This window comes from Vibrio sp. MMH1-50, from assembly GCF_022347645.1.
Taxonomy (GTDB): Bacteria; Pseudomonadota; Gammaproteobacteria; order Enterobacterales; family Vibrionaceae; genus Vibrio; species Vibrio harveyi.
The window spans coordinates 33,692-53,140 of record NZ_JAKRGG010000036.1 but is presented as its reverse complement, the minus strand read 5'-3'; the positions used below and the strand labels follow the sequence as shown (position 1 = coordinate 53,140).

General features: G+C 44.7%; 20 protein-coding genes. 4 read left to right on the top strand and 16 right to left on the bottom strand.

Going from position 1 to position 19,449, the window contains the following annotated elements; all coding sequences use genetic code 11:
* Positions 1 to 525 precede the first annotated feature (525 nt).
* The 7 genes from MHO32_RS20605 to dusA form a co-directional block, all read right to left on the bottom strand.
* Positions 526 to 1,305: a phosphoadenylyl-sulfate reductase gene (locus MHO32_RS20605; RefSeq protein WP_005451533.1), complete on the bottom strand. Its 780-nt coding sequence runs from the start codon at positions 1,303 to 1,305 to the stop codon at positions 526 to 528.
* Entirely contained in the window at positions 1,298 to 3,034 is a 1,737-nt protein-coding gene (gene cysI, locus MHO32_RS20600; protein WP_239213685.1) for an assimilatory sulfite reductase (NADPH) hemoprotein subunit, read from the bottom strand. Before cysI ends, MHO32_RS20605 begins: the two co-directional genes overlap by 8 nt.
* A complete protein-coding gene (locus MHO32_RS20595) occupies positions 3,034 to 4,908 on the bottom strand; it encodes an assimilatory sulfite reductase (NADPH) flavoprotein subunit (protein ID WP_005451531.1) in 1,875 nt (624 codons plus the stop codon). The genes cysI and MHO32_RS20595 overlap by 1 nt, the downstream gene beginning before the upstream one ends.
* 117 nt (positions 4,909 to 5,025) lie before the next feature.
* Positions 5,026 to 5,256, bottom strand: coding sequence for a hypothetical protein (locus MHO32_RS20590; RefSeq protein WP_005451530.1), 231 nt, complete (start codon positions 5,254 to 5,256; stop codon positions 5,026 to 5,028).
* A gap of 150 nt (positions 5,257 to 5,406) precedes the next feature.
* The gene (locus MHO32_RS20585; protein ID WP_009697568.1) at positions 5,407 to 6,072 is read right to left on the bottom strand and encodes a TIGR04219 family outer membrane beta-barrel protein; all 666 of its coding nucleotides are present in this window, start codon (positions 6,070 to 6,072) and stop codon (positions 5,407 to 5,409) included.
* A gap of 100 nt (positions 6,073 to 6,172) precedes the next feature.
* On the bottom strand, positions 6,173 to 6,388 hold the full coding sequence (gene pspG, locus MHO32_RS20580) for an envelope stress response protein PspG (protein ID WP_005451528.1): 216 nt from the start codon (positions 6,386 to 6,388) through the stop codon (positions 6,173 to 6,175).
* A gap of 163 nt (positions 6,389 to 6,551) precedes the next feature.
* Positions 6,552 to 7,532 (bottom strand): tRNA dihydrouridine(20/20a) synthase DusA, encoded by a 981-nt coding sequence (gene dusA / locus MHO32_RS20575; RefSeq protein ID WP_005451527.1) that lies wholly within the window; start codon positions 7,530 to 7,532, stop codon positions 6,552 to 6,554.
* A 285-nt stretch (positions 7,533 to 7,817) separates the two neighbouring features.
* Between dusA and zur the strand changes: the two genes are divergently transcribed.
* Both zur and MHO32_RS20565 read left to right on the top strand, forming a co-directional pair.
* Complete coding sequence (gene zur / locus MHO32_RS20570; RefSeq protein WP_009697566.1) at positions 7,818 to 8,273, top strand: zinc uptake transcriptional repressor Zur; 456 nt, start codon at positions 7,818 to 7,820, stop codon at positions 8,271 to 8,273.
* A gap of 18 nt (positions 8,274 to 8,291) precedes the next feature.
* A complete protein-coding gene (locus MHO32_RS20565) occupies positions 8,292 to 8,753 on the top strand; it encodes a chemotaxis protein CheX (protein WP_005381269.1) in 462 nt (153 codons plus the stop codon).
* Between the two features lie 100 nt (positions 8,754 to 8,853).
* On the opposite strand, the gene pgi is transcribed toward MHO32_RS20565, so the two are convergent.
* The gene (pgi, locus tag MHO32_RS20560) at positions 8,854 to 10,506 is read right to left on the bottom strand and encodes a glucose-6-phosphate isomerase (protein WP_239213683.1); all 1,653 of its coding nucleotides are present in this window, start codon (positions 10,504 to 10,506) and stop codon (positions 8,854 to 8,856) included.
* Between the two features lie 306 nt (positions 10,507 to 10,812).
* Here pgi and MHO32_RS20555 point away from each other — a divergent pair, with 306 nt between their 5' ends.
* On the top strand, positions 10,813 to 11,232 hold the full coding sequence (locus MHO32_RS20555) for a secondary thiamine-phosphate synthase enzyme YjbQ (protein ID WP_005451524.1): 420 nt from the start codon (positions 10,813 to 10,815) through the stop codon (positions 11,230 to 11,232).
* A 51-nt stretch (positions 11,233 to 11,283) separates the two neighbouring features.
* Here MHO32_RS20555 and MHO32_RS20550 read toward each other — a convergent pair whose 3' ends face one another.
* The 3 genes from MHO32_RS20550 to MHO32_RS20540 are packed head-to-tail and all read right to left on the bottom strand — an operon-like array spanning position 11,284 to position 14,974.
* Complete coding sequence (locus tag MHO32_RS20550) at positions 11,284 to 12,480, bottom strand: BamA/TamA family outer membrane protein (RefSeq protein ID WP_005451523.1); 1,197 nt, start codon at positions 12,478 to 12,480, stop codon at positions 11,284 to 11,286.
* Positions 12,481 to 12,483: 3 nt separating this feature from the next.
* Positions 12,484 to 13,560 carry an alanine racemase gene (alr, locus tag MHO32_RS20545; RefSeq protein ID WP_005451522.1) on the bottom strand — a complete coding sequence of 359 codons (1,077 nt, stop codon included), beginning with the start codon at positions 13,558 to 13,560 and terminating at the stop codon, positions 12,484 to 12,486.
* Between the two features lie 13 nt (positions 13,561 to 13,573).
* A complete protein-coding gene (locus tag MHO32_RS20540) occupies positions 13,574 to 14,974 on the bottom strand; it encodes a replicative DNA helicase (protein WP_005451521.1) in 1,401 nt (466 codons plus the stop codon).
* A gap of 320 nt (positions 14,975 to 15,294) precedes the next feature.
* On the opposite strand from MHO32_RS20540, the gene MHO32_RS20535 reads away from it, so the two are divergent.
* Positions 15,295 to 16,059 (top strand): DUF481 domain-containing protein, encoded by a 765-nt coding sequence (locus tag MHO32_RS20535; RefSeq protein WP_009697565.1) that lies wholly within the window; start codon positions 15,295 to 15,297, stop codon positions 16,057 to 16,059.
* Between the two features lie 78 nt (positions 16,060 to 16,137).
* On the opposite strand, the gene rplI is transcribed toward MHO32_RS20535, so the two are convergent.
* From rplI to MHO32_RS20510, 5 genes are all read right to left on the bottom strand, one after another.
* The gene (gene rplI / locus MHO32_RS20530) at positions 16,138 to 16,590 is read right to left on the bottom strand and encodes a 50S ribosomal protein L9 (RefSeq protein WP_005451518.1); all 453 of its coding nucleotides are present in this window, start codon (positions 16,588 to 16,590) and stop codon (positions 16,138 to 16,140) included.
* Positions 16,591 to 16,622: 32 nt separating this feature from the next.
* A complete protein-coding gene (gene rpsR, locus MHO32_RS20525; RefSeq protein ID WP_000090472.1) occupies positions 16,623 to 16,850 on the bottom strand; it encodes a 30S ribosomal protein S18 in 228 nt (75 codons plus the stop codon).
* A 288-nt stretch (positions 16,851 to 17,138) separates the two neighbouring features.
* The gene (gene rpsF, locus MHO32_RS20520; RefSeq protein ID WP_005451516.1) at positions 17,139 to 17,519 is read right to left on the bottom strand and encodes a 30S ribosomal protein S6; all 381 of its coding nucleotides are present in this window, start codon (positions 17,517 to 17,519) and stop codon (positions 17,139 to 17,141) included.
* A 257-nt stretch (positions 17,520 to 17,776) separates the two neighbouring features.
* Positions 17,777 to 18,448 (bottom strand): ribulose-phosphate 3-epimerase, encoded by a 672-nt coding sequence (rpe, locus tag MHO32_RS20515; RefSeq protein ID WP_005451514.1) that lies wholly within the window; start codon positions 18,446 to 18,448, stop codon positions 17,777 to 17,779.
* 99 nt (positions 18,449 to 18,547) lie between these two features.
* Positions 18,548 to 19,387, bottom strand: coding sequence for a Dam family site-specific DNA-(adenine-N6)-methyltransferase (locus tag MHO32_RS20510; RefSeq protein WP_005451513.1), 840 nt, complete (start codon positions 19,385 to 19,387; stop codon positions 18,548 to 18,550).
* Positions 19,388 to 19,449 lie beyond the last annotated feature (62 nt).

Below are 19,449 nucleotides of genomic sequence, written 5' to 3'. Positions count from 1 at the left end.
TTCGTTTCATTGAAACCTAATTTGATACCGAAGTATCTAATTTGGATTATCATCAACGAGTGCCCACACAGATTGATAGGTTCTTATTTTTAAAGAGCTACTCTTCTTTGTGATTTACATCACTTCGGAAGAGGCGGTCATTCTAGCGAGATAATTTTCTGTGTCAAACACTTTTTGCTATTTATTTTACTTTTTAAAAGTAAAGGCAATTAATTATTTCGCTTTTCTTTCTGACCTTGCCAACTTAGCTTCGAACCCTTGTGAGCTCTGCCCTGTCGACAAGGAGGCATTATAGAGATCGCGCTCACATTGGCAAGCGTTATTTTGCAAAAATTGCAAAAATAATAGTTAAACGACGACTTTTCGATCAAAGCCTTATTTATCCAACTTTACCCCAAGACTGCATACAACTTATCCACAGAGTTATCCTTTTTATGCTCCTTTTTCTTTCGCTATAAATAAAGAAAGCTGCTTTACAGCAGCTTTCTTTATTTACCCTAAACACGGCTTTTGCCAGATTAGCATCTAAATACCTGAGCCATCCTGCTCACTACCATCGTCTTCATGCAATCCACATTCACGCTTTAAACCAAAGAAACGAGTTTCTTCTTCCGACATGCCCGGTTCCCACTTTCTAGTAGTATGAGTGTCACCGACAGAAAGGTAACCTTGATCCCATAGAGGGTGATAACTCAAACCATGCTCTTCTAGGTAGTAGTGCACATCTTTATTCGTCCAGTCAATCACAGGTAAGAATTTAAATACGCCATTTTGGATCGACAAGATTGGAAGACCAGCACGAGATTGACTTTGCTCTCGACGCAGTCCTGAAAACCAAGTACCGACATTTTGCTCACGCAGAGCTCGTCGCATTGGCTCGACTTTGTTTATCTTGTTGTACTTTTCAATTCCCTCTATACCCTGTTCCCAAAGTTTTCCATAACGTGCTTCTTGCCAATTCGCACTTTCTTTAGCTTGATACACTTTAAGGTTAAGGTTCAGTTGCGCTTTCAACTGATCGATGAATTGATATGTCTCTGCAAATAGATAGCCGGTGTCCGTTAGGATAATTGGAATATCCGGTTTTTGTTGTGTCACAAGATGGAGCATCACTGCGGCTTGGATACCGAAACTGGACGAGACAGCGAACTCCCCTTCCAAATTCTCCAATGCCCACTTTACTCTATCTTGTGCCGAAAGCTGTTCGAGCTCGACATTGATTTGAGCAAGACGGAGGATTTGCTCCGTCTTAGTTAATGTCAGTAACTCTGTTAGCTCCGGTTTGGACGCTACAGAATCAAGCATGGAAGTCCCTCTTTGATACGAATACTTCTTGGATAATGCCAGCTCGAATCGTGAAATCGCCAAATGCCTCGCCTTCTTCACGTTCTGCAGCCCAACGAGCCACCAGCAGATCAATCTCTTCTAAGATTTGCTTATCCGTAATGTTCTCTTTATACATCTTCGGTACACGAGTACCGCCTCGGTTACCACCTAGATATAAGTTGTATCGACCTGGCGCTTTACCAACTAAGCCGATTTCTGCCAGCATTGCTCGCCCACAACCATTTGGACACCCTGTTACACGAAGAATGATATTGTCTTCTTCAGGCAGACCATGCTTTTCTAGAATATCTTCTACATCGGTTACAAATTGAGGAAGGAAGCGCTCTGCTTCTGCCATGGCTAATGGACACGTTGGAAACGCCACACACGCCATCGAGTTCTTACGTTGTTCACTTACGCCGTCATCCATCAAACCATGTTCACGAGCAATCTTCTCGATCTTCGCTTTTTGGCTTTTTGGTACACCAGCAACAATCAGGTTTTGGTTTGCAGTCATACGAAAATCGCCTTTATGGATTTTGGCAATTTCAGCAACACCCGTTTTAAGTGGTTTACCTGGGAAATCTAATAGACGACCATTTTCAATGAAGAGTGCTAGGTGATGCTTACCATCGATACCTTCAACCCATCCGATACGGTCACCACGTTCCGTGAATTCGTAAGGACGGCTTTGCTCAAACTTAACACCGGCACGTTTTTCTACTTCCGCTTTAAACACATCACTACCGACACGATCTAATGTGTATTTGGTTTTTGCATTCTTACGGTTAGAACGGTTACCCCAATCACGTTGAGTTGTTACTACAGCAGCAGCAACATCAAGCGTCTTCTCTAATGGAATAAAACCAAAGTCATCCGCTCTACGTGGATAAGTCGATGTATCGCCATGTGTCATCGCTAGACCACCACCAACAAGCACGTTAAAACCAACTAGCTTGCCGTTATCTGCAATCGCTACGAAGTTAAGATCGTTAGCGTGTACATCTACGTCATTTTGCGGTGGGATAACCACTGTGGTTTTAAACTTACGTGGTAAGTAGTTCTTACCTAGAATCGGTTCGTCTTCTTCCGTGCTTTCTACTTTTTCACCGTCCAACCAAATCTCTGCATAAGCGCGCGTCTTTGGTAATAGATGCTCGCTGATCTTCTTCGCCCATTCGTAAGCTTCTTGGTGTAGCTCCGACTCCACTGGGTTAGTGGTACACAACACGTTACGGTTAACGTCACCCGCAGTTGCAATCGAATCAATACCAATGCTGTTTAGCGTTTGGTGCATCAACTTGATATTTGGTTTTAACACGCCATGGAACTGGAACGTTTGACGAGTAGTAAGACGAATACTTCCATATAAAGAGTGCTCGGTTGCAAACTTGTCGATCGCTAGCCATTGCTTTGGTGTAATGATGCCACCCGGCATACGAGCACGAAGCATGACGTTATGCAGCGGCTCCAACTTTTGTTTAGCACGCTCGTTACGGATATCACGGTCATCTTGCTGGTACATTCCGTGAAAACGAATCAATTGGAAGTTGTCTGCAGTAAAGCCGCCAGTAATACGGTCTTGCAGATCTTGTTCAATCGTTCCACGCAGTAAATTACTTTCTCTTTTAAGGCGCTCATTATCCGAGAGTGGACCAAGCACCTCACCTAATACTTCTTGGCTGTTTGATTGTTGATTCGCGCTCATTAGTACACATCCCTTTGGTAACGTTTCGCTTTACGTAGATCGTTGATAAATGCTTCGGCTTCTTCACGAGATAGCTTGCCTTGTTGCTCGGCTACAAATACCAGCGCATCGTGAACATCTTTTGCCATACGAGTGGCATCACCACATACATAGATGTAGGCTCCATCTTGAATCCATTGCCACACTTGTTCAGCGTTTTCTAAGATGCGATGTTGAACATAAACCTTCTCTGCTTGGTCACGACTAAACGCAACATCAAGGCGAGTCAGCAAACCTGACTTGAGGTACTTCTGCCATTCAACTTGGTAAAGGAAATCTTGAGTAAAGGTACGGTCACCAAAGAACAACCAGTTCTTGCCTTCAGCGTCACGGTTATCACGCTCTTGAATAAAGCTACGGAAAGGCGCAATACCGGTACCAGGACCAACCATGATGATTGGTGTGTTGTCATCTTGTGGCAGTTTGAAGTTATTGTTGTGCTCAACAAACACTTTCACTTCGCCGCCTTCTTCTAGACGTTGAGCGAGGAAACTCGATGCTCCGCCATAGCGCTTTTCATCACCTTTGTCGTATTCAACCAAGCCTACGGTAAGGTGAACTTCTTCATCGACTTCCGTTTGACTCGAAGCGATAGAATATAGACGAGGTGTCAATCGACGAAGTAAACCAACTAATTCTTCTGCACTTAACTTGGTCTTCTTCTCTGCAAGTACATCTACAACTTGGGTATTTGCAGCGTACTCACGAAGCTTGTCTTTATCTTCCACTAGCTTTTGTAGTTTCTTGCTACCAGATAGCTCTGCGAATTTAGTGACAAACTGAGGGTTTGATGCGGTGATTTCGTACTTGCTAACCAATGCACTGTGAATAGAAAGGCTTTCGCCATCGACTTCAACACTTTCTACACCGGATAGACCAGCCTTAGCTAAGATAGCGTTGGCTAACTCTGAACTATTATCGAACCACACACCCAGAGCATCGCCGGCTTGATAAGTTAAACCTGATTCTTCAAGGTCAATCTCTACGTGGCGAACATCTTTACCCGAATCACGACCTGTGATTTTCTGGCTTGTCAGTAACGTTGCGGTATATGGATTTTGCTTGTTATAAGCAGAATGTCCTGGAGCAGCTTGACCAACAGGCAGTTGGACTACTTCTGCTTCATTGCCTGAAGAAAGGGCTTCTTTTACTTGTTCAAGCGCTTGCTTACGCCATTCAGCGGCCGGCGCTTCATAATCCACATCACAATCAATGCGATCGATGAAGGCAGTTGCGCCTAACTTAGACAAGTAAGTATCGAAGTCTTTGCCCGTTTGGCAGAAGAACTCATAACTAGAATCGCCCAGTGCGATCACGGCGTATTGTAGATTTGGTAACTTGGGTGCTTTTTTAGATTGAAGGAACTCATGCAGTTCAATGGCATTATCTGGCGCTTCGCCTTCACCATTGGTCGACGCCACGATGATCACGTGAGTCTCTTTTGCTAAGTTCTTGCCTTTGTAATCGCTAGCATCAAACAGCTCTACAGCAATGCCTTCTGCTTTGGCTTCTTGCTCTAGCGCTTCAGCAACGCCTTTCGCATTACCAGTCTGAGAAGCAAAAATGATGCTTAGCTTGCCTGCTGGTTTTGCAGCAACAGAAGCAGCAGCCTGTGCGATTGGTGTTGCAGCCGCTGCACTTGGTTGGTTTTGAGCGAGTCCCCAGAAGTAACCGCTGACCCATGCAAGTTGCTGTGAAGACAACTCTGAGACAGTTTGCTGGAGTGAGTTAAATTGCTGGTCATTTAGTGGGCTTGCGATTGGTGGATTAGCACCCTGCCCATTATTATCTTCCGACACTTTCTTGTGAGAATATTCATTCTGTTGAAAAGACATTGTCACGACATCCCTATTCATTGCGTGACGATAGATTAACCACTCTCTCTAATAACAAGAAAGAATAGAAGAGAATGTTTTATAACTTTTTGGAAGTAAGAACGCTGAGCTTAGTGCTCAACGATCCTCAATACGAACTTGTTGAAAGCCAACCGCCAACGCCGATTTTGATGCCGTATCAAGATCATCATATAGGCACTCTTCCCCATGACTGTCTGTGAGGCAAACAAACCCACCACGGGCATGGCGAAACTCGACAACCCATCCTCCCTCTTGAATTGAAGGCTCTATAATGGCTTCGACTAGCTGGTTGTCACGAAATAGATGTCGTAATTCGTTTATTGTCATCGCAATCCCTGCTCCAACTTTTATACATTGCTCCTAGATAAGCATGGTAGAAGAGTGAAACTTGGGCGAGAAATTCGATTTAATATAATGAAGTGATATAAAAAAACGCCGCTTATAAAGCGACGTTTTAAAGGATTTGATGTCATGTAGTTAGAAAGAGTATTGAGCACCAACGAAGAAGCCGTCTGCAAAGATAAACTCTTTACCTAGGCTCGATAAAAACTCCTCTGACTCTAAATCAATCACACGGTAACCACCACGGAAAGTGAGTTGAGACTCTTGAAAAGGAATTCGGTACTGAACACCAGCCATTAGATCAGTACTCTTGATACCTTTGTTATCACCAAAGTTCATCTCACCAATTACATCAAAGTTTGTATTTGGCACAGTGATTTCTGCGTAGCCATACCAAGCCCAAATCAGTTCATCAAAATCTTCCGTACGAGCATTAGTGCCTGCGTCTACGTATTTTGTATCACTCAAGTTACTAAAAGTAAGACCCGCATCGAAGTGCATCAGGTCGTGTTCAAGAATTTGGTAGTAAAGAGTAAGGTCGAGCTTGTCAAAACCCATGTAATCCGCATCAACACTTGAGTAACGAAGGCGCGCATTCGGTACGTATTTCACGTCATGCTCAATCGCAGCGTAGAAAGACCCCGTTGTGTCGCTATCTCTTCTTACTTCATTCACTTTGGTATCCGCTACCCAAACTTCCCCACCAACCGTCGTAGTGAAAGAAGACTCTTGTTCTGCGAAACAAGGGTAAGACGCAGCCAACGATAGTGTCGCTAAAGCGATGGTCGCTTTATATGTCATGTAATTTTTACTCCGAGATAGCTGATTTCAACATTAAGGGGCATGTGAGAAATACTAACATACTCTCACAGCCCACCATCAACTAAATCTCTACTATCCGTTACTTATAACGAGGCTGGGCAACGAAGTTTTTAAAAAACCATATACCTAGTGCAATGACTATCAACCAAGGCAATAGTTTTAGTACAGCGCCTACCATACCCAATAAGAACATCACAACCAATGCGATACCTGTTGCGGCAAATACAGTTACCATAGTAATACCGGTTACCAATAGGGTTGCTGTGAAAACTAAAATAAAGATCAGCTCCAACATAATCACTTCTCCTTTGTTTTAGTTTTACTAGAGCAGGTTCCATACCAACTTATAAATATATATCTAATACCATGATATATAAGTAAAAATAAAGCCAGAGGTATTTCTGCACTCTGGCTTTGTTATTTATCAGTTGGTAATTTTCACCAACCACTGGTGAAATTTACACGTTCAATTCTTTTGGAATCTTCGCCAGTGCATCTTGCAGCACTTCTAGACCTGAACCCGGTTTGTGCGCGTTTTCACTGATGTGACGACGCCATTGACGAGCACCAGGCATGTTTTGGAACAGACCCAACATATGACGCGAGATATGGCCAAGGTAAGCACCTTTTGCCAATTGAGCTTCAATATACGGGAACATCTCTTCAACGATTTCGCTGCGCTTTTTCACTGGTGCATTTGAACCAAACAGCTCTTGGTCAACAGACGCTAGCAAGTAAGGGCTTTGGTAAGCCTCACGACCAATCATCACACCATCTAGGTGTTGTAGATGCTCTTTCGCTTCTTCTAAAGATTTCACGCCACCGTTAATCGCAATCGTTAGGTGTGAGAAGTCCTTCTTCAATTGGTAAGCGCGTGGGTAATCCAATGGTGGGATCTCACGGTTCTCTTTCGGGCTTAGACCACTTAACCATGCTTTACGTGCGTGGATAGTGAACTGCTCACAGCCACCCTTCTCAGAAACAATAGACACGAAATCCGTTAGGAATTCATAAGAATCTTGGTCATCGATGCCGATACGTGTTTTCACAGTAACAGGCACGTCTACCACATCTTTCATCGCGGCTACGCAGTCTGCGACCAACTGCGGCTCTGCCATTAGGCATGCACCAAATCGACCATTTTGAACGCGATCCGATGGACAACCAACGTTTAGGTTAATCTCATCGTAGCCACGCTCTTGCGCAAGCTTGGCACACGTTGCCAAATCTGTTGGGTTTGAGCCACCAAGCTGAAGGGCTAACGGATGCTCTTCCTCGTTATAAGCCAGGAAATCCCCTTTTCCATGAATGATCGCGCCTGTGGTCACCATTTCGGTGTACAGCAGGGTTTCTTTGGTCATTAAGCGATGGAAGTAGCGACAATGACGATCCGTCCAATCCAACATTGGTGCTACAGAGAGCCTGCAAGAATGAGTCATGATATAAACACCCGTTTTTACGTTGCCAAGATAGAGCGCGACGGTGCGCTCAAAAAATGAAGTCGGGTATTGTATACCCACTGTGCAGTGGATGCGAGTGTTGTGAGCTTACTTACCAATAGACATATTTCGGCATTGGGATCTCGTTCTGTGATATCGGTTACTCTCTCTGATATACACTGGCTTGCTTTAATTCATGATTTTCGTTCTGATAGTAGGTAAAATGAAGCCTTTCTAAACGAACTTCGTATAGAAATGGTTTATCATAAAGCACGTCCGATAGTTATGGTGAAAGATTTGGACCCAACAATCCTTGAACAAATTGAACATATCTGCGCTGAGCGCGGAGTAAGGTTGACGCCGCAACGCCGACGCGTTTTTGAGCTCATTTGTTCTAATCGCCGCGCCTCTAGTGCGTATGAGCTATTGGAGCAACTGAAAGAGAGTGAACCACAAGCGAAACCACCGACGGTATACCGAGCATTAGATTTTCTTCTAGAACAAGGCTTTATTCATCGAGTGGAATCTAACAACAGCTTTATCACTTGCTGTTCGTTCAACACTCAACAGCACTTTTTCCAACTGCTAATTTGCGATAAATGTGGCGATGTCGTTGAACTTGAAGACGAGACGCTGATATCCTTATTAGCCAATAACGCCGAGAAACATGGATTCAAACTGACGAATCAAGTTATCGAAACCCATGGCGAATGCCAGGCATGTTCCTCGGAGACGAAATAAGAAAGATAGAAGAACGTTATGCGCGCTGAATTTGTAAACCCGTTTTTAGCTTCTTTAATGAATGTTCTAAAAACTATGGCTTCGCTTGAACTGAAGCCACAAAAACCGCGAATCAAGAAAGATGAGATCGCACGAGGTGACGTTTCTGGTCTTATCGGTATGGTTGGCCCACAAACTCGTGGCTCAATGTCGATTACCTTTGATGAAGCGTTAGCACTGGAAATCATGCAGAACATGCTTGGTGAACGTCCAAATGGACTGAACGAAGAAGTGACGGATATGGTTGGTGAGATCACTAATATGGTGACAGGCGGTGCGAAACGCATTCTAGCGGAAAGTGGGTTTGACTTTGATATGGCAACACCAGTTGTAGTATCTGGTCGAGGTCACACCATTCGCCACAAGTGTGAAGGCTCAATCATCATCATGCCTTTCTCTTCACAGTGGGGAAATGCCTTCATCGAGATTTGTTTCGAATAATAGAGAAAAAATAGGTTGGTCCGTACCAACCTATTTTGTTTCTGCCCCAGGCAATAAAAAAGGTCAGCATTTGCTGACCTTTTCTTTTTCTATTCAAACATTAAGCTTTAAACGCTTTAAATGCATTGATTAGACCGTTTGTCGAGCTATCGTGTGAGTTGATTTCAGACTCATCAGCTAGCTCAGGTAGGATTTGGTTCGCTAGTTGTTTGCCTAGCTCAACACCCCATTGGTCGAAGCTGAAGATGTTCCAGATAACGCCTTGAACGAAGATTTTGTGCTCGTACATTGCGATCAGGTTACCTAGCGTGCGAGGTGTGATTTGCTTAACTAGGATAGAGTTCGTTGGGCGGTTACCTTCAAATACTTTGAACGGTACTAGAGACGCCATTTCTTCTTCGCTCTTACCTGCTTTCGCAAATTCTGCTTTTACTGTTTCTGCTGACTTACCAAATGCCAATGCTTCTGTTTGTGCAAAGAAGTTAGACATCAGTTTTTGGTGGTGATCGCTTGCTGGGTTGTGGCTGATTGCTGGTGCAATGAAGTCACATGGGATCAGCTTAGTGCCTTGGTGAATCAGCTGGTAGAACGCGTGCTGACCGTTAGTTCCTGGTTCACCCCAGATGATAGGACCAGTTTGGTAAGTCACTGCGTTACCTTCACGGTCAACGTACTTACCGTTAGATTCCATGTTACCTTGCTGGAAGTACGCCGCGAAACGGTGCATGTACTGATCGTAAGGTAGGATTGCTTCAGACTCAGCACCATGGAAGTTATTGTACCAAATACCGATCAGAGCAAGAATCACAGGGATGTTGCTTTCTAGATCTGTCGACACAAAGTGGTTATCCATCTCGTGAGCACCATCTAGAAGCTCGATGAAGTTGTCGTAACCTACAGCTAATGCAATTGAAAGGCCAATTGCAGACCATAGTGAGTAACGACCACCAACCCAGTCCCAGAACTCAAACATGTTGTCTGTGTCGATACCAAACTCAGATACCGCAGGAGCATTAGTAGATAGCGCTGCGAAGTGCTTAGCAACGTGTGCTTGATCGCCAGCAGTTTCTAGGAACCAATCACGAGCAGAGTGCGCGTTTGTCATGGTTTCTTGAGTCGTGAACGTCTTAGAGGCGATCAAGAATAGTGTTGTCTCTGGGTCTACTTTCTTCAAAGTCTCAACGATGTGAGTACCATCAACGTTAGAAACGAAGTGTAGGTTCAGGTGGTTTTTGTATGGTGCCAATGCTTCTGTCACCATGTAAGGACCAAGGTCTGAGCCGCCGATACCGATGTTTACGATATCTGTGATTGCTTTACCTGTGTAACCTTTCCACTCACCGCCGATTACACGCTCAGTGAAGGATTTAATTTTTTCTAGAACCGCGTTTACCGCTGGCATTACGTCTTCGCCGCCAACCATTACAGGTTTGTTCGAGCGATTACGCAGTGCAGTGTGAAGAACAGCGCGATCTTCTGTTTTGTTGATCGCTTCACCACTGAACATCGCTCCAATTGCTGACTTAAGCTCAGTCTCGTTAGCAAGAGCGAACAGGTGCTTCAGAGTTTCCTCGTTGATTAGGTTCTTTGAGTAATCGACTAGGATGTCTGAGCCGAAGCGTGCTGAGTATTTGTCGAAACGCGCAGCGTCTTGAGCAAATAGCTCTTTTAGATCCATATCTTGTGCAGATTCGAAATGCGCAGTTAGCGCTTTCCAAGCTTGTGTTTGCGTTGGATTGATATTTTTCAACATGGTCTTTATCCCGATGTTACAGTAGGTTCCATTCCTTACAGTCTAGCGAAAACTGCGGAATCCCCGATTTAGCAAATAGAATATAAATGAGATGTTTGGGCGAATTGCCACAAAACAAGTCTTTGTAATTTTTTTTCAGTCGCCAATTATGACTGAGTGCCCTTACACTCACATTGAGTTAGGTCACGTTCCCTGTTTCGAATTTAAACAATTCATTTATGACGTTGGGAATCATATCATTTACTAATGACAGGCTCTAATTGGATTAGGATAGACGCCAAACCAAATTTTTCCAAAGGAACGCATATGTGGGCACAAAAAACTCTGCAATTAAAAGCACGTAGCCGAGGCTTTCATCTGGTCACTGATGAAATTGAACAACAATTACCACAAATCCAATCGCTTTCAGTAGGTTTGTTACATTTATTCATTCAGCATACGTCTGCCAGTTTGACTTTAAATGAAAATGCCGACCCAACAGTACGCATGGACATGGAAGCCCACTTCAATAAGTTTGTGCCTGAGCGTGCCCCTTACTACCAACATACTTATGAAGGTGATGATGACATGCCAGCTCATATAAAAGCGTCTTTGCTTGGTAGTAGTGTGACAATTCCTATTCAAAGCGGTCAATTAGCATTGGGGACATGGCAGGGCATTTACTTAGGCGAGCATCGAGACTACGGTGGCAGCCGACGCATTATCGCTACCATCAACGGCGAATAGCTTAGAGACAACAAAGGCTAACCTTAGGGTTAGCCTTTGTTTTATATCGAGTTAAAACGGTTGGTTTATCATGACTCGGAAAGTACCTTCATCGGCACCTTTTGCCATCTCTGCACGAACAACAATCCCTTCCACTTGGAAGCGTACTGCGCCACCGACGTTCCATTTCATGTCTTCATGCAATGTCTTGAGGTCATAATCGTCCGCGACTCGCCCCACTTCAACAAACGCTACCCATTGCCACCAAGGTAAGTCGTAATAGTTGATCAGAGGAATATCATCAAGCGGCTGCCAGTCTGGCAATACGCGGTATTCCGCAGAATAGTGAATCGCGCTGCGTCCATGGTAACGACCCGCCGTATAACCACGCAAGCGATACAAGCCACCCAAGCGAACTTGCTCCTGCTCTGGAGGACGACTACATACTGCGCCATCGCACTGATTCCATGTCGGTGTATCTGCAGTATAGAAATCGAATGCCAGAACTTGCTGATCAAACCAATCACCTAACGGACCTAGGGAATAGTACTGACTGTTTTGGAACTCCCACTTTAGCCATAAGTCTTCCGACTGTAAGCTGTCTGCTCCTGTGGTTAAATCAAACGAGGTATGGGAGCCTCGCGTGGTATTACGCACACTGTCGCGGTTGTCCCAGTCAAATGTCAGGCTAAACCCTGTCGCTTCTTCTTTCTTATCGTTGTAGATGTCTAATTCACGAGAAGAATAAAACGGCGTGAAGATAATTGAGCTGACACCAGAATCGACCGGAGAAGCAAAACTTACATCGCGAATAGGTTGGAATGCACCAAGTAACCCATGTTCACGAACGTTACCCCAAGGAAGCAAATACTTGAACTCGAGTTTATAGTTCTCTTCATCCCCATTGGTTATCGTTTTGTCTTCCGTTGAAGAGTTGTTTGAACCTTGATTGTCTAAGTAATATGGGTTGTCGTTAAAGCGCGCTTGATACATTTGCGTGCTAAACAAAAGATTTGATGACAAAGCGTAGTTGAAGGCAGAAAGAAAACCGACATAGCTATCTTTCTCAGAATACAGCCCCATACCAAACAATGCAGCTTGAGGTTGACCAACACCTTTTGCCACACCAGCTAAACCGATCGTGCTACCCATGGTATCCGTACTGAAATAGAACGGAACAAATGCTGAGTCTTTCTCTTTCGCGACTATCTGCGGGGATAAAAAAAGGCTGGCAGAGAATGCCAGCACTGAGAATAATCTTTTCTTCATGGGTTACTTCGAATATTCCATTTCGACGCGAGAAGTCAGTTTAGTTACCAATTCATAAGCGATAGTGCCGATGTGACTCGCCACTTCTTCTACTGGTAAATCCATACCCCACAAAATAGCTTCGTCGCTTACTTTATCAGTCGCGTCTGGACCTAAATCGACCGTCAGCATATCCATAGAAACGCGACCTGCAATTGGTACTTTGCGTCCGTTAACAAGAACTGGCGTACCATTCGGTGCTGTTCGTGGATAACCATCTCCGTACCCAACAGCAATGACACCGACTTTAGTATCTCGCTCACTGGTCCACATGCCACCATAGCCGACACTTTCACCTTTCTTCACTTCACGTACCGCGATTAAGTGCGATTTCAGTGTCATGACGGGTTTATAGCCCATGTCTTGTGCCGTTTTATCATCAAATGGAGACACGCCGTACATGATGATTCCAGGACGAACCCAATCAAGTTGACTCTGCGGCCATGCAAGCAGACCTGCCGATGCCGCTAAAGAGCGCTCTCCTTGACAGCCTGCGGTAAGCGACATAAATAAGTCGATCTGCTCTGTCGTAATACTATTACCTAGCTCATCGGCACAGCCAAAATGACTCATGTAACGTAGCGGTTTCGCCACGTTTGGACACTCTTTAAGGCGTGTGATAAATTCATCGTACTGTTCTGGACGCACACCAAGACGGTGCATGCCACTATCGATTTTGAGCCAAACGACAACTGGCGTTTCAAGCTCTGCTTGCTCCAACGCCGTCAATTGCTCTTCACAGTGAACGACCGTTTGAATGTTGTTCGTCACCAATACAGGCAAATCACCTGGCGAATAAAAACCTTCAAGTAAAAGAATCGGCTTTACTACGCCACAAGCGCGTAACTGAAGGGCTTCTTCGATACGAGCAACACCAAAAGCATCCGCATGAGTAGCGTGTTTAGCCACATGACGAAGACCATGACCGTAGCCATTCGCCTTCACCACGGCCATCACTTTGCTGTCTGGTGCTTGTTCTTTTACTCGCTGTAAGTTGTGCTGCAGTGCTGACAAGTCAATGCATGCCATCGCGGCTTTCATGTAGCTCATTGCATTACTCATCATCAATATCAAATGCTGGACCCGCGTAGTTATCAAAGCGCGAGTGTTGACCTTGGAATGTTAAGCGAACCGAACCGATAGGACCGTTACGTTGCTTACCAATAATGATTTCTGCCGTGCCTTTGTATGGGCTGTCAGGATGGTAAACCTCGTCACGGTAAATGAACATGATCAAGTCGGCATCCTGCTCGATAGAGCCCGATTCACGCAAGTCTGAGTTAACCGGACGTTTATCTGCGCGTTGCTCTAGGGAACGGTTTAGCTGTGATAGCGCAACGACAGGCACATTCAACTCTTTCGCCAACGCTTTAAGTGAGCGCGAGATTTCCGCGATTTCCAAGGTACGGTTATCCGAAAGAGCAGGCACACGCATTAGTTGAAGGTAGTCGACCATGATCATGGACAAACCACCATGCTCACGAGCGATACGACGAGCACGAGATCGCACTTCGGTTGGCGTTAGACCCGAACTGTCATCAATGTACATGTTCTTCTTGTCCATAAGAATGCCCATGGTAGAAGAAATTCGCGCCCAATCTTCATCATCTAGCTGACCAGTACGAATCTTCGTTTGGTCAACACGAGATAAGGACGCCAACATACGCATCATCAGCTGTTCAGCAGGCATCTCTAACGAGAAGATAAGTACAGGTTTGTCTTGGCTCATCGCCGCGTTTTCACACAAGTTCATCGCAAAGGTAGTTTTACCCATCGATGGACGCGCCGCCACGATAACCAAATCCGAACCTTGTAGACCTGCCGTTTTCTTGTTGAGGTCATTAAAGCCGGTCGTTACCCCCGTCACACCGTCTTGCGGGGTTTTATATAGAATCTCAATTCGCTCTAGTGTTTTCTCCAGAATGTTATCCACGTTTTGTGGACCTTCATTCTCGCTAGTGCGTGATTCTGCAATGGCGAAAACTTTACTCTCCGCCATATCAATTAAGTCTTCTGAGCTTCGACCTTGAGGATCGTAACCAGCATCAGCGATTTCGTTCGCGACACCAATCAAACCGCGTACAATCGCGCGCTCCGCGACAATATCAGCGTACGCGTTAATGTTCGCCGCACTTGGGGTGTTTTTGGCAAGATCAGCAAGGTAGGCAAAACCACCCACGTCTTCCAATTGTTCGTGACGCTCTAGGTGTTCAGATAACGTGATCAAGTCGAGAGGCTTACCATCTTCAAGAATGGTTTTAACCCCTTCAAAAATCAGGCGATGGGGACGACTATAGAAATCACTACTTACAACACGTTCGGCTACGGTGTCCCAACGTTCATTGTCTAGTAATAGACCGCCAATTACTGATTGCTCAGCTTCTAGCGAGTGAGGTGGCACCTTGAGTGCTTCGACCTGACTGTCTGAAGGTTTGCGATTTCTGTTTTCCGCCATGACTTTGCTCGATAACTACTAATGACCCAAGATTATAACCTTAAACTTAGCTAAGATGCTTCCCTCATGAGACAATTACTTGTTAAGAATTCCACAAGTGAAGAACTAAAAAGTGGCTTTTTATAGTGCGAATTTGTTCGATTACGATAGAATCTCATCAATCCGTACTGAAGCATATTGTTTGTAAAGTTTAACGCCTTCATAAAGGTGTCTAATAAGGTTCTACCACTTAGGTCTAATAAAAATTAACCTATCATTGACCCAATAAAACATCTGTATCAGTATCATGCCCCTCCTTTTTATTTACGTTCGAGGTTTTTGTGTCCCGATACTGGTTACTTGGCTTTAGCTTACTTTGCACAGGAGCATCGTACGCTGAAGAATCAGTGAAGCCAGAGCAAGAAATTGAAGTGCCCGATCCTCTAAAAACTGAGGTCGAGTTCGGCTATCAAGCTCACACAGGTAACACGGACTCTCGTTCCCTGAATGCTCGTCTGAGTGCTGAATACACTTCTGGTCGCCACCGTTCTAATGGCGAATGGAAGTACTACAACCTTTACAAAGATGGCGAAGAAGACAAGCGCTCTTCGACCTATAGCGCACAAACCGACTACAAGTTAGGTCCAAAGACATACTTGTATGGCAGTTTTAAAGGGGTTGATTCACGCTACAGTGCTTACTTTAAAGACTACACTCTTTCTGGCGGTCTGGGTTACCAGTTCGCTTATACTGAAAACTTCACCCTTGAGGCAGAAATTGGTCCTGGTTTTCGCTACCAAGAGCCAAATTTAGATGAGATTGATGATGATGACATCGTCTTTCCAGATATCGTTCAAGAAGGGATCTTGCGTGGTAACATCAATACCACGTGGCATGCACTTGATAACTTGAGCCTTTCTGCAGATATCACGTTAGTGAGTGGTAGAAGTAACACGCGTGTCGACAGTGATCTTAGTGTTACCAATGACATTACCGAAGACATTGCTCTTAAATTAGCGCACTCTCGCCAATATCACGATAAAGTGCCAGAGGGCTTGAGCAAGGCGGATAGTGTATTTTCCGTCAACCTTTTGTTTGCCTTCTAACTCCCGCTTTTCATCATATTCAGACATAAAAAAAGCACCTCCGAGGAGGTGCTTTTTACTATTTCGCTTGGTACTGAATTACTCAGCAGCAACAACTTGTAGGTTGATTGTAGCGAAAACTTCAGAGTGAAGTTGAACGCTGATCTCGAACTCACCAGTGTTACGTAGAGCACCTTCAGGAAGGCGAACTTCGCTCTTAGCAACTTCAACGCCTGCAGCTGTGATAGCTTCAGCGATGTCACGAGTACCGATAGAACCGAATAGTTTGCCTTCGTCACCAGCTTTAGAAGCAAGAACAACTGCTTCTAGAGCGTTAACTTTCTCAGCACGAGCTTCAGCAGCAGCTAGTTGCTCAGCAACTTTAGCTTCTAGTTCAGCGCGACGAGCTTCGAACATTTCAACGTTGCCTTTAGTCGCCATAACTGCTTTACCTTGAGGGATAAGGAAGTTACGTGCGTAGCCAGATTTAACGTTTACTGTGTCGCCAAGACCACCTAGGTTACCGATTTTATCAAGTAGAATAACTTGCATTGCTTAATCCTCTTTCTTAATAAAACGACCGATTACTGATGCTTATCAGTGTACGGTAGTAGAGCTAGGTAGCGTGAACGCTTGATAGCGCGAGCTAGTTGACGTTGGTATTTAGCGCTTGTACCAGTGATACGGCTAGGAACGATTTTACCAGCTTCAGTGATGTAGTTTTTAAGAGTTGCTACGTCTTTGTAATCAATCTCTTGTACGCCTTCTGCAGTGAAACGGCAGAATTTACGACGACGGAAGAAACGAGCCATGGGCTATCTCCTGATCTTAAATTTGAGTAATGTTGTCGGCGATAACACTAACTTCCTAAATCTTTCGATTGGAGTGACAAGTGATAAGCTCACTTATCTTAATGCTACTGCCTTGTACTAAATCTGAGTGAATACTTGTGACCTAAGCCCAGTGACGACTACCTGTCTAAATCTGCAGAGTAAAACTCTATCCGAAACCAACAGTGTCTTATTATCAATAGGCTTAATTACGAATGGGCAATTTGGCAATGAAGCCAAGTAGCACCATCCGGATGGTCAAAAGAAAAATTACTCAGCAGCTGCTTCTGGCTTAGCTTCAGCACGCTCTTCGCGACGAGGAGCACGCTCTTCTTTCTGCTTAAGCATGATAGATTGCTCAGTGATAGCCGCTTTAGTACGCATGATCATGTTACGTAGAACTGCATCGTTGAAACGGAAAGCAGTTTCTAGCTCATCGATTACAGCTTGGTCAGCTTCAACGTTCATTAGAACGTAGTGAGCTTTGTGAAGCTTGTTGATTGGGTAAGCCAGTTGACGACGACCCCAGTCTTCTAGACGGTGGATTTTACCGCCAGCTTCAGTGATTGAACCAGTGTAACGCTCGATCATGCCAGCAACTTGCTCGCTTTGATCTGGGTGCACCATGAATACGATTTCGTAATGACGCATTGGTTGCTCCTTACGGATTATTCAGCTTCCACAAATGGCTCAGTCGTCCAGAGGAAGCAAGGAACTAAAGAAAATTGACTGAGTTTTAAGGAGCACGAATAGTACAGAAAGGACGCAAAATAGGCAAGTGATTATTTGCACACCGCGATGGATATTTTTTCTCGGTTCGCGCTAGAAACAACAAAGGCTGCCGGTACGGTGGCAGCCTTTCAAATCATAGCGTTAACGCGCTAGTTTAAGAACGTGTTTATCCGCGCTTATTTTGCTTCTGCAAGCTCAGCGCGCATTTTATCGATCACTTGCTTGTAATCTGGCTCACTGAAAATCGCAGAGCCAGCAACAAACATATCTGCACCCGCTTCTGCGATTTCACGAATGTTGTCCACCTTCACACCACCATCGATTTCTAGGCGAATATCACGACCAGACTCATCAATCATCTTACGCACTGCGCGCAGTTTATCTAATGTGTGAGGAATGAATGATTGACCACCAAAACCTGGGTTAACTGACATCAGTAGGATCAAGTCAACTTTATCCATAATGAACTCAAGGTGAGCAAGTGGGGTTGCAGGGTTTAGAACCACGCCAGCTTTACAGCCGTGCTCTTTGATTAGTTGAAGCGTACGGTCTACGTGCTCAGATGCCTCAACGTGGAAAGTAATCATTGATGCACCTGCTTTCGCGAAATCAGGAATGATGCGATCGACTGGCTTCACCATTAGATGTACATCAATTGGAGCTGTGATGCCGTAATCACGTAGCGCTTTACACACTGGAGCACCAAAAGTCAGGTTTGGTACATAGTGGTTATCCATAACGTCGAAGTGCACCACATCCGCACCCGCTGCGAGAACTTTCTCTACGTCTTCACCGAGACGAGCAAAATCAGCCGATAAAATGGATGGAGCAATTAGAAAATCTTTCATACCTGACCTCAGTAGTGGCGAGCAAACAGCAAACAATTTGCGCGCAATTCTACCGAAGCCAGTGGGGAGATCCACTATTTCAATGCAATAGTGTGAGAATTAAGAGTCAGATTTGTCCGCGTCAGGTGCACGAAATAGCGCCAGCAACTCGTCAACTTTATTACGGCCACTGCCATTACGACTGATGGTTCGCTTCACTTTTACGACATTAAGCTCCGCACCATGATAAAGGCGACGCGTTAATGTCGTGTCATGGTTTGAGATCAGAACAGGGATACCACGTTCAGTTGCGGCTTTCTCTGCAATATCAGCCAATGCAGCTTGATCATCCAGCGTAAAGCCGTTGCCAGCATAAGAGGTAAAGTTCGCCGTGTTCGACAACGGTGCGTACGGTGGATCGCAATAAACCACACTGCCTTTACGCGCTCGACTGAACGTTTCTGGGTAACCTTCACATACGAACGTCGCTTTCTTTGCTTTTTCAGCAAAGAATTCTAGCTCCGCTTCTGGGAAATAAGGCTTTTTGTAAGAACCAAACGGGACATTAAAGCCGCCTTTTTTGTTATAACGACATAAGCCATTAAAGCCAAAGCGGTTCATGTATAGGAACGCCAACGAGCGGTACATCACGTCATCTGTTTTATTAAACTCGGCGCGAATATTCAAGTACGCTTCTTTGCGATTGTTCTCTGCAACAAACCAGCGCTTCGCTTCTGAGATGTACTCTTCAGGACGCTCTTTTAGTAAGTTATAGAGATTAATCAGGTCGGGGTTAATATCCGCCAGTAGATAGTGGTCATAGTCGGTATTTAGAAAAACCGAGCCAGCACCAACAAAAGGTTCAACTAGCTTTCGAGCCGGTGGTAAATGACGTTGGATGTCTTCAACCAGACCGTATTTGCCTCCTGCCCACTTAAGAAAGGCTCGTTGCTTTTTCATCTACTGCTCTATCTATCGACCAAAAATTAAGGCTGCGGAATGTAACATATTTTTCAACGAAG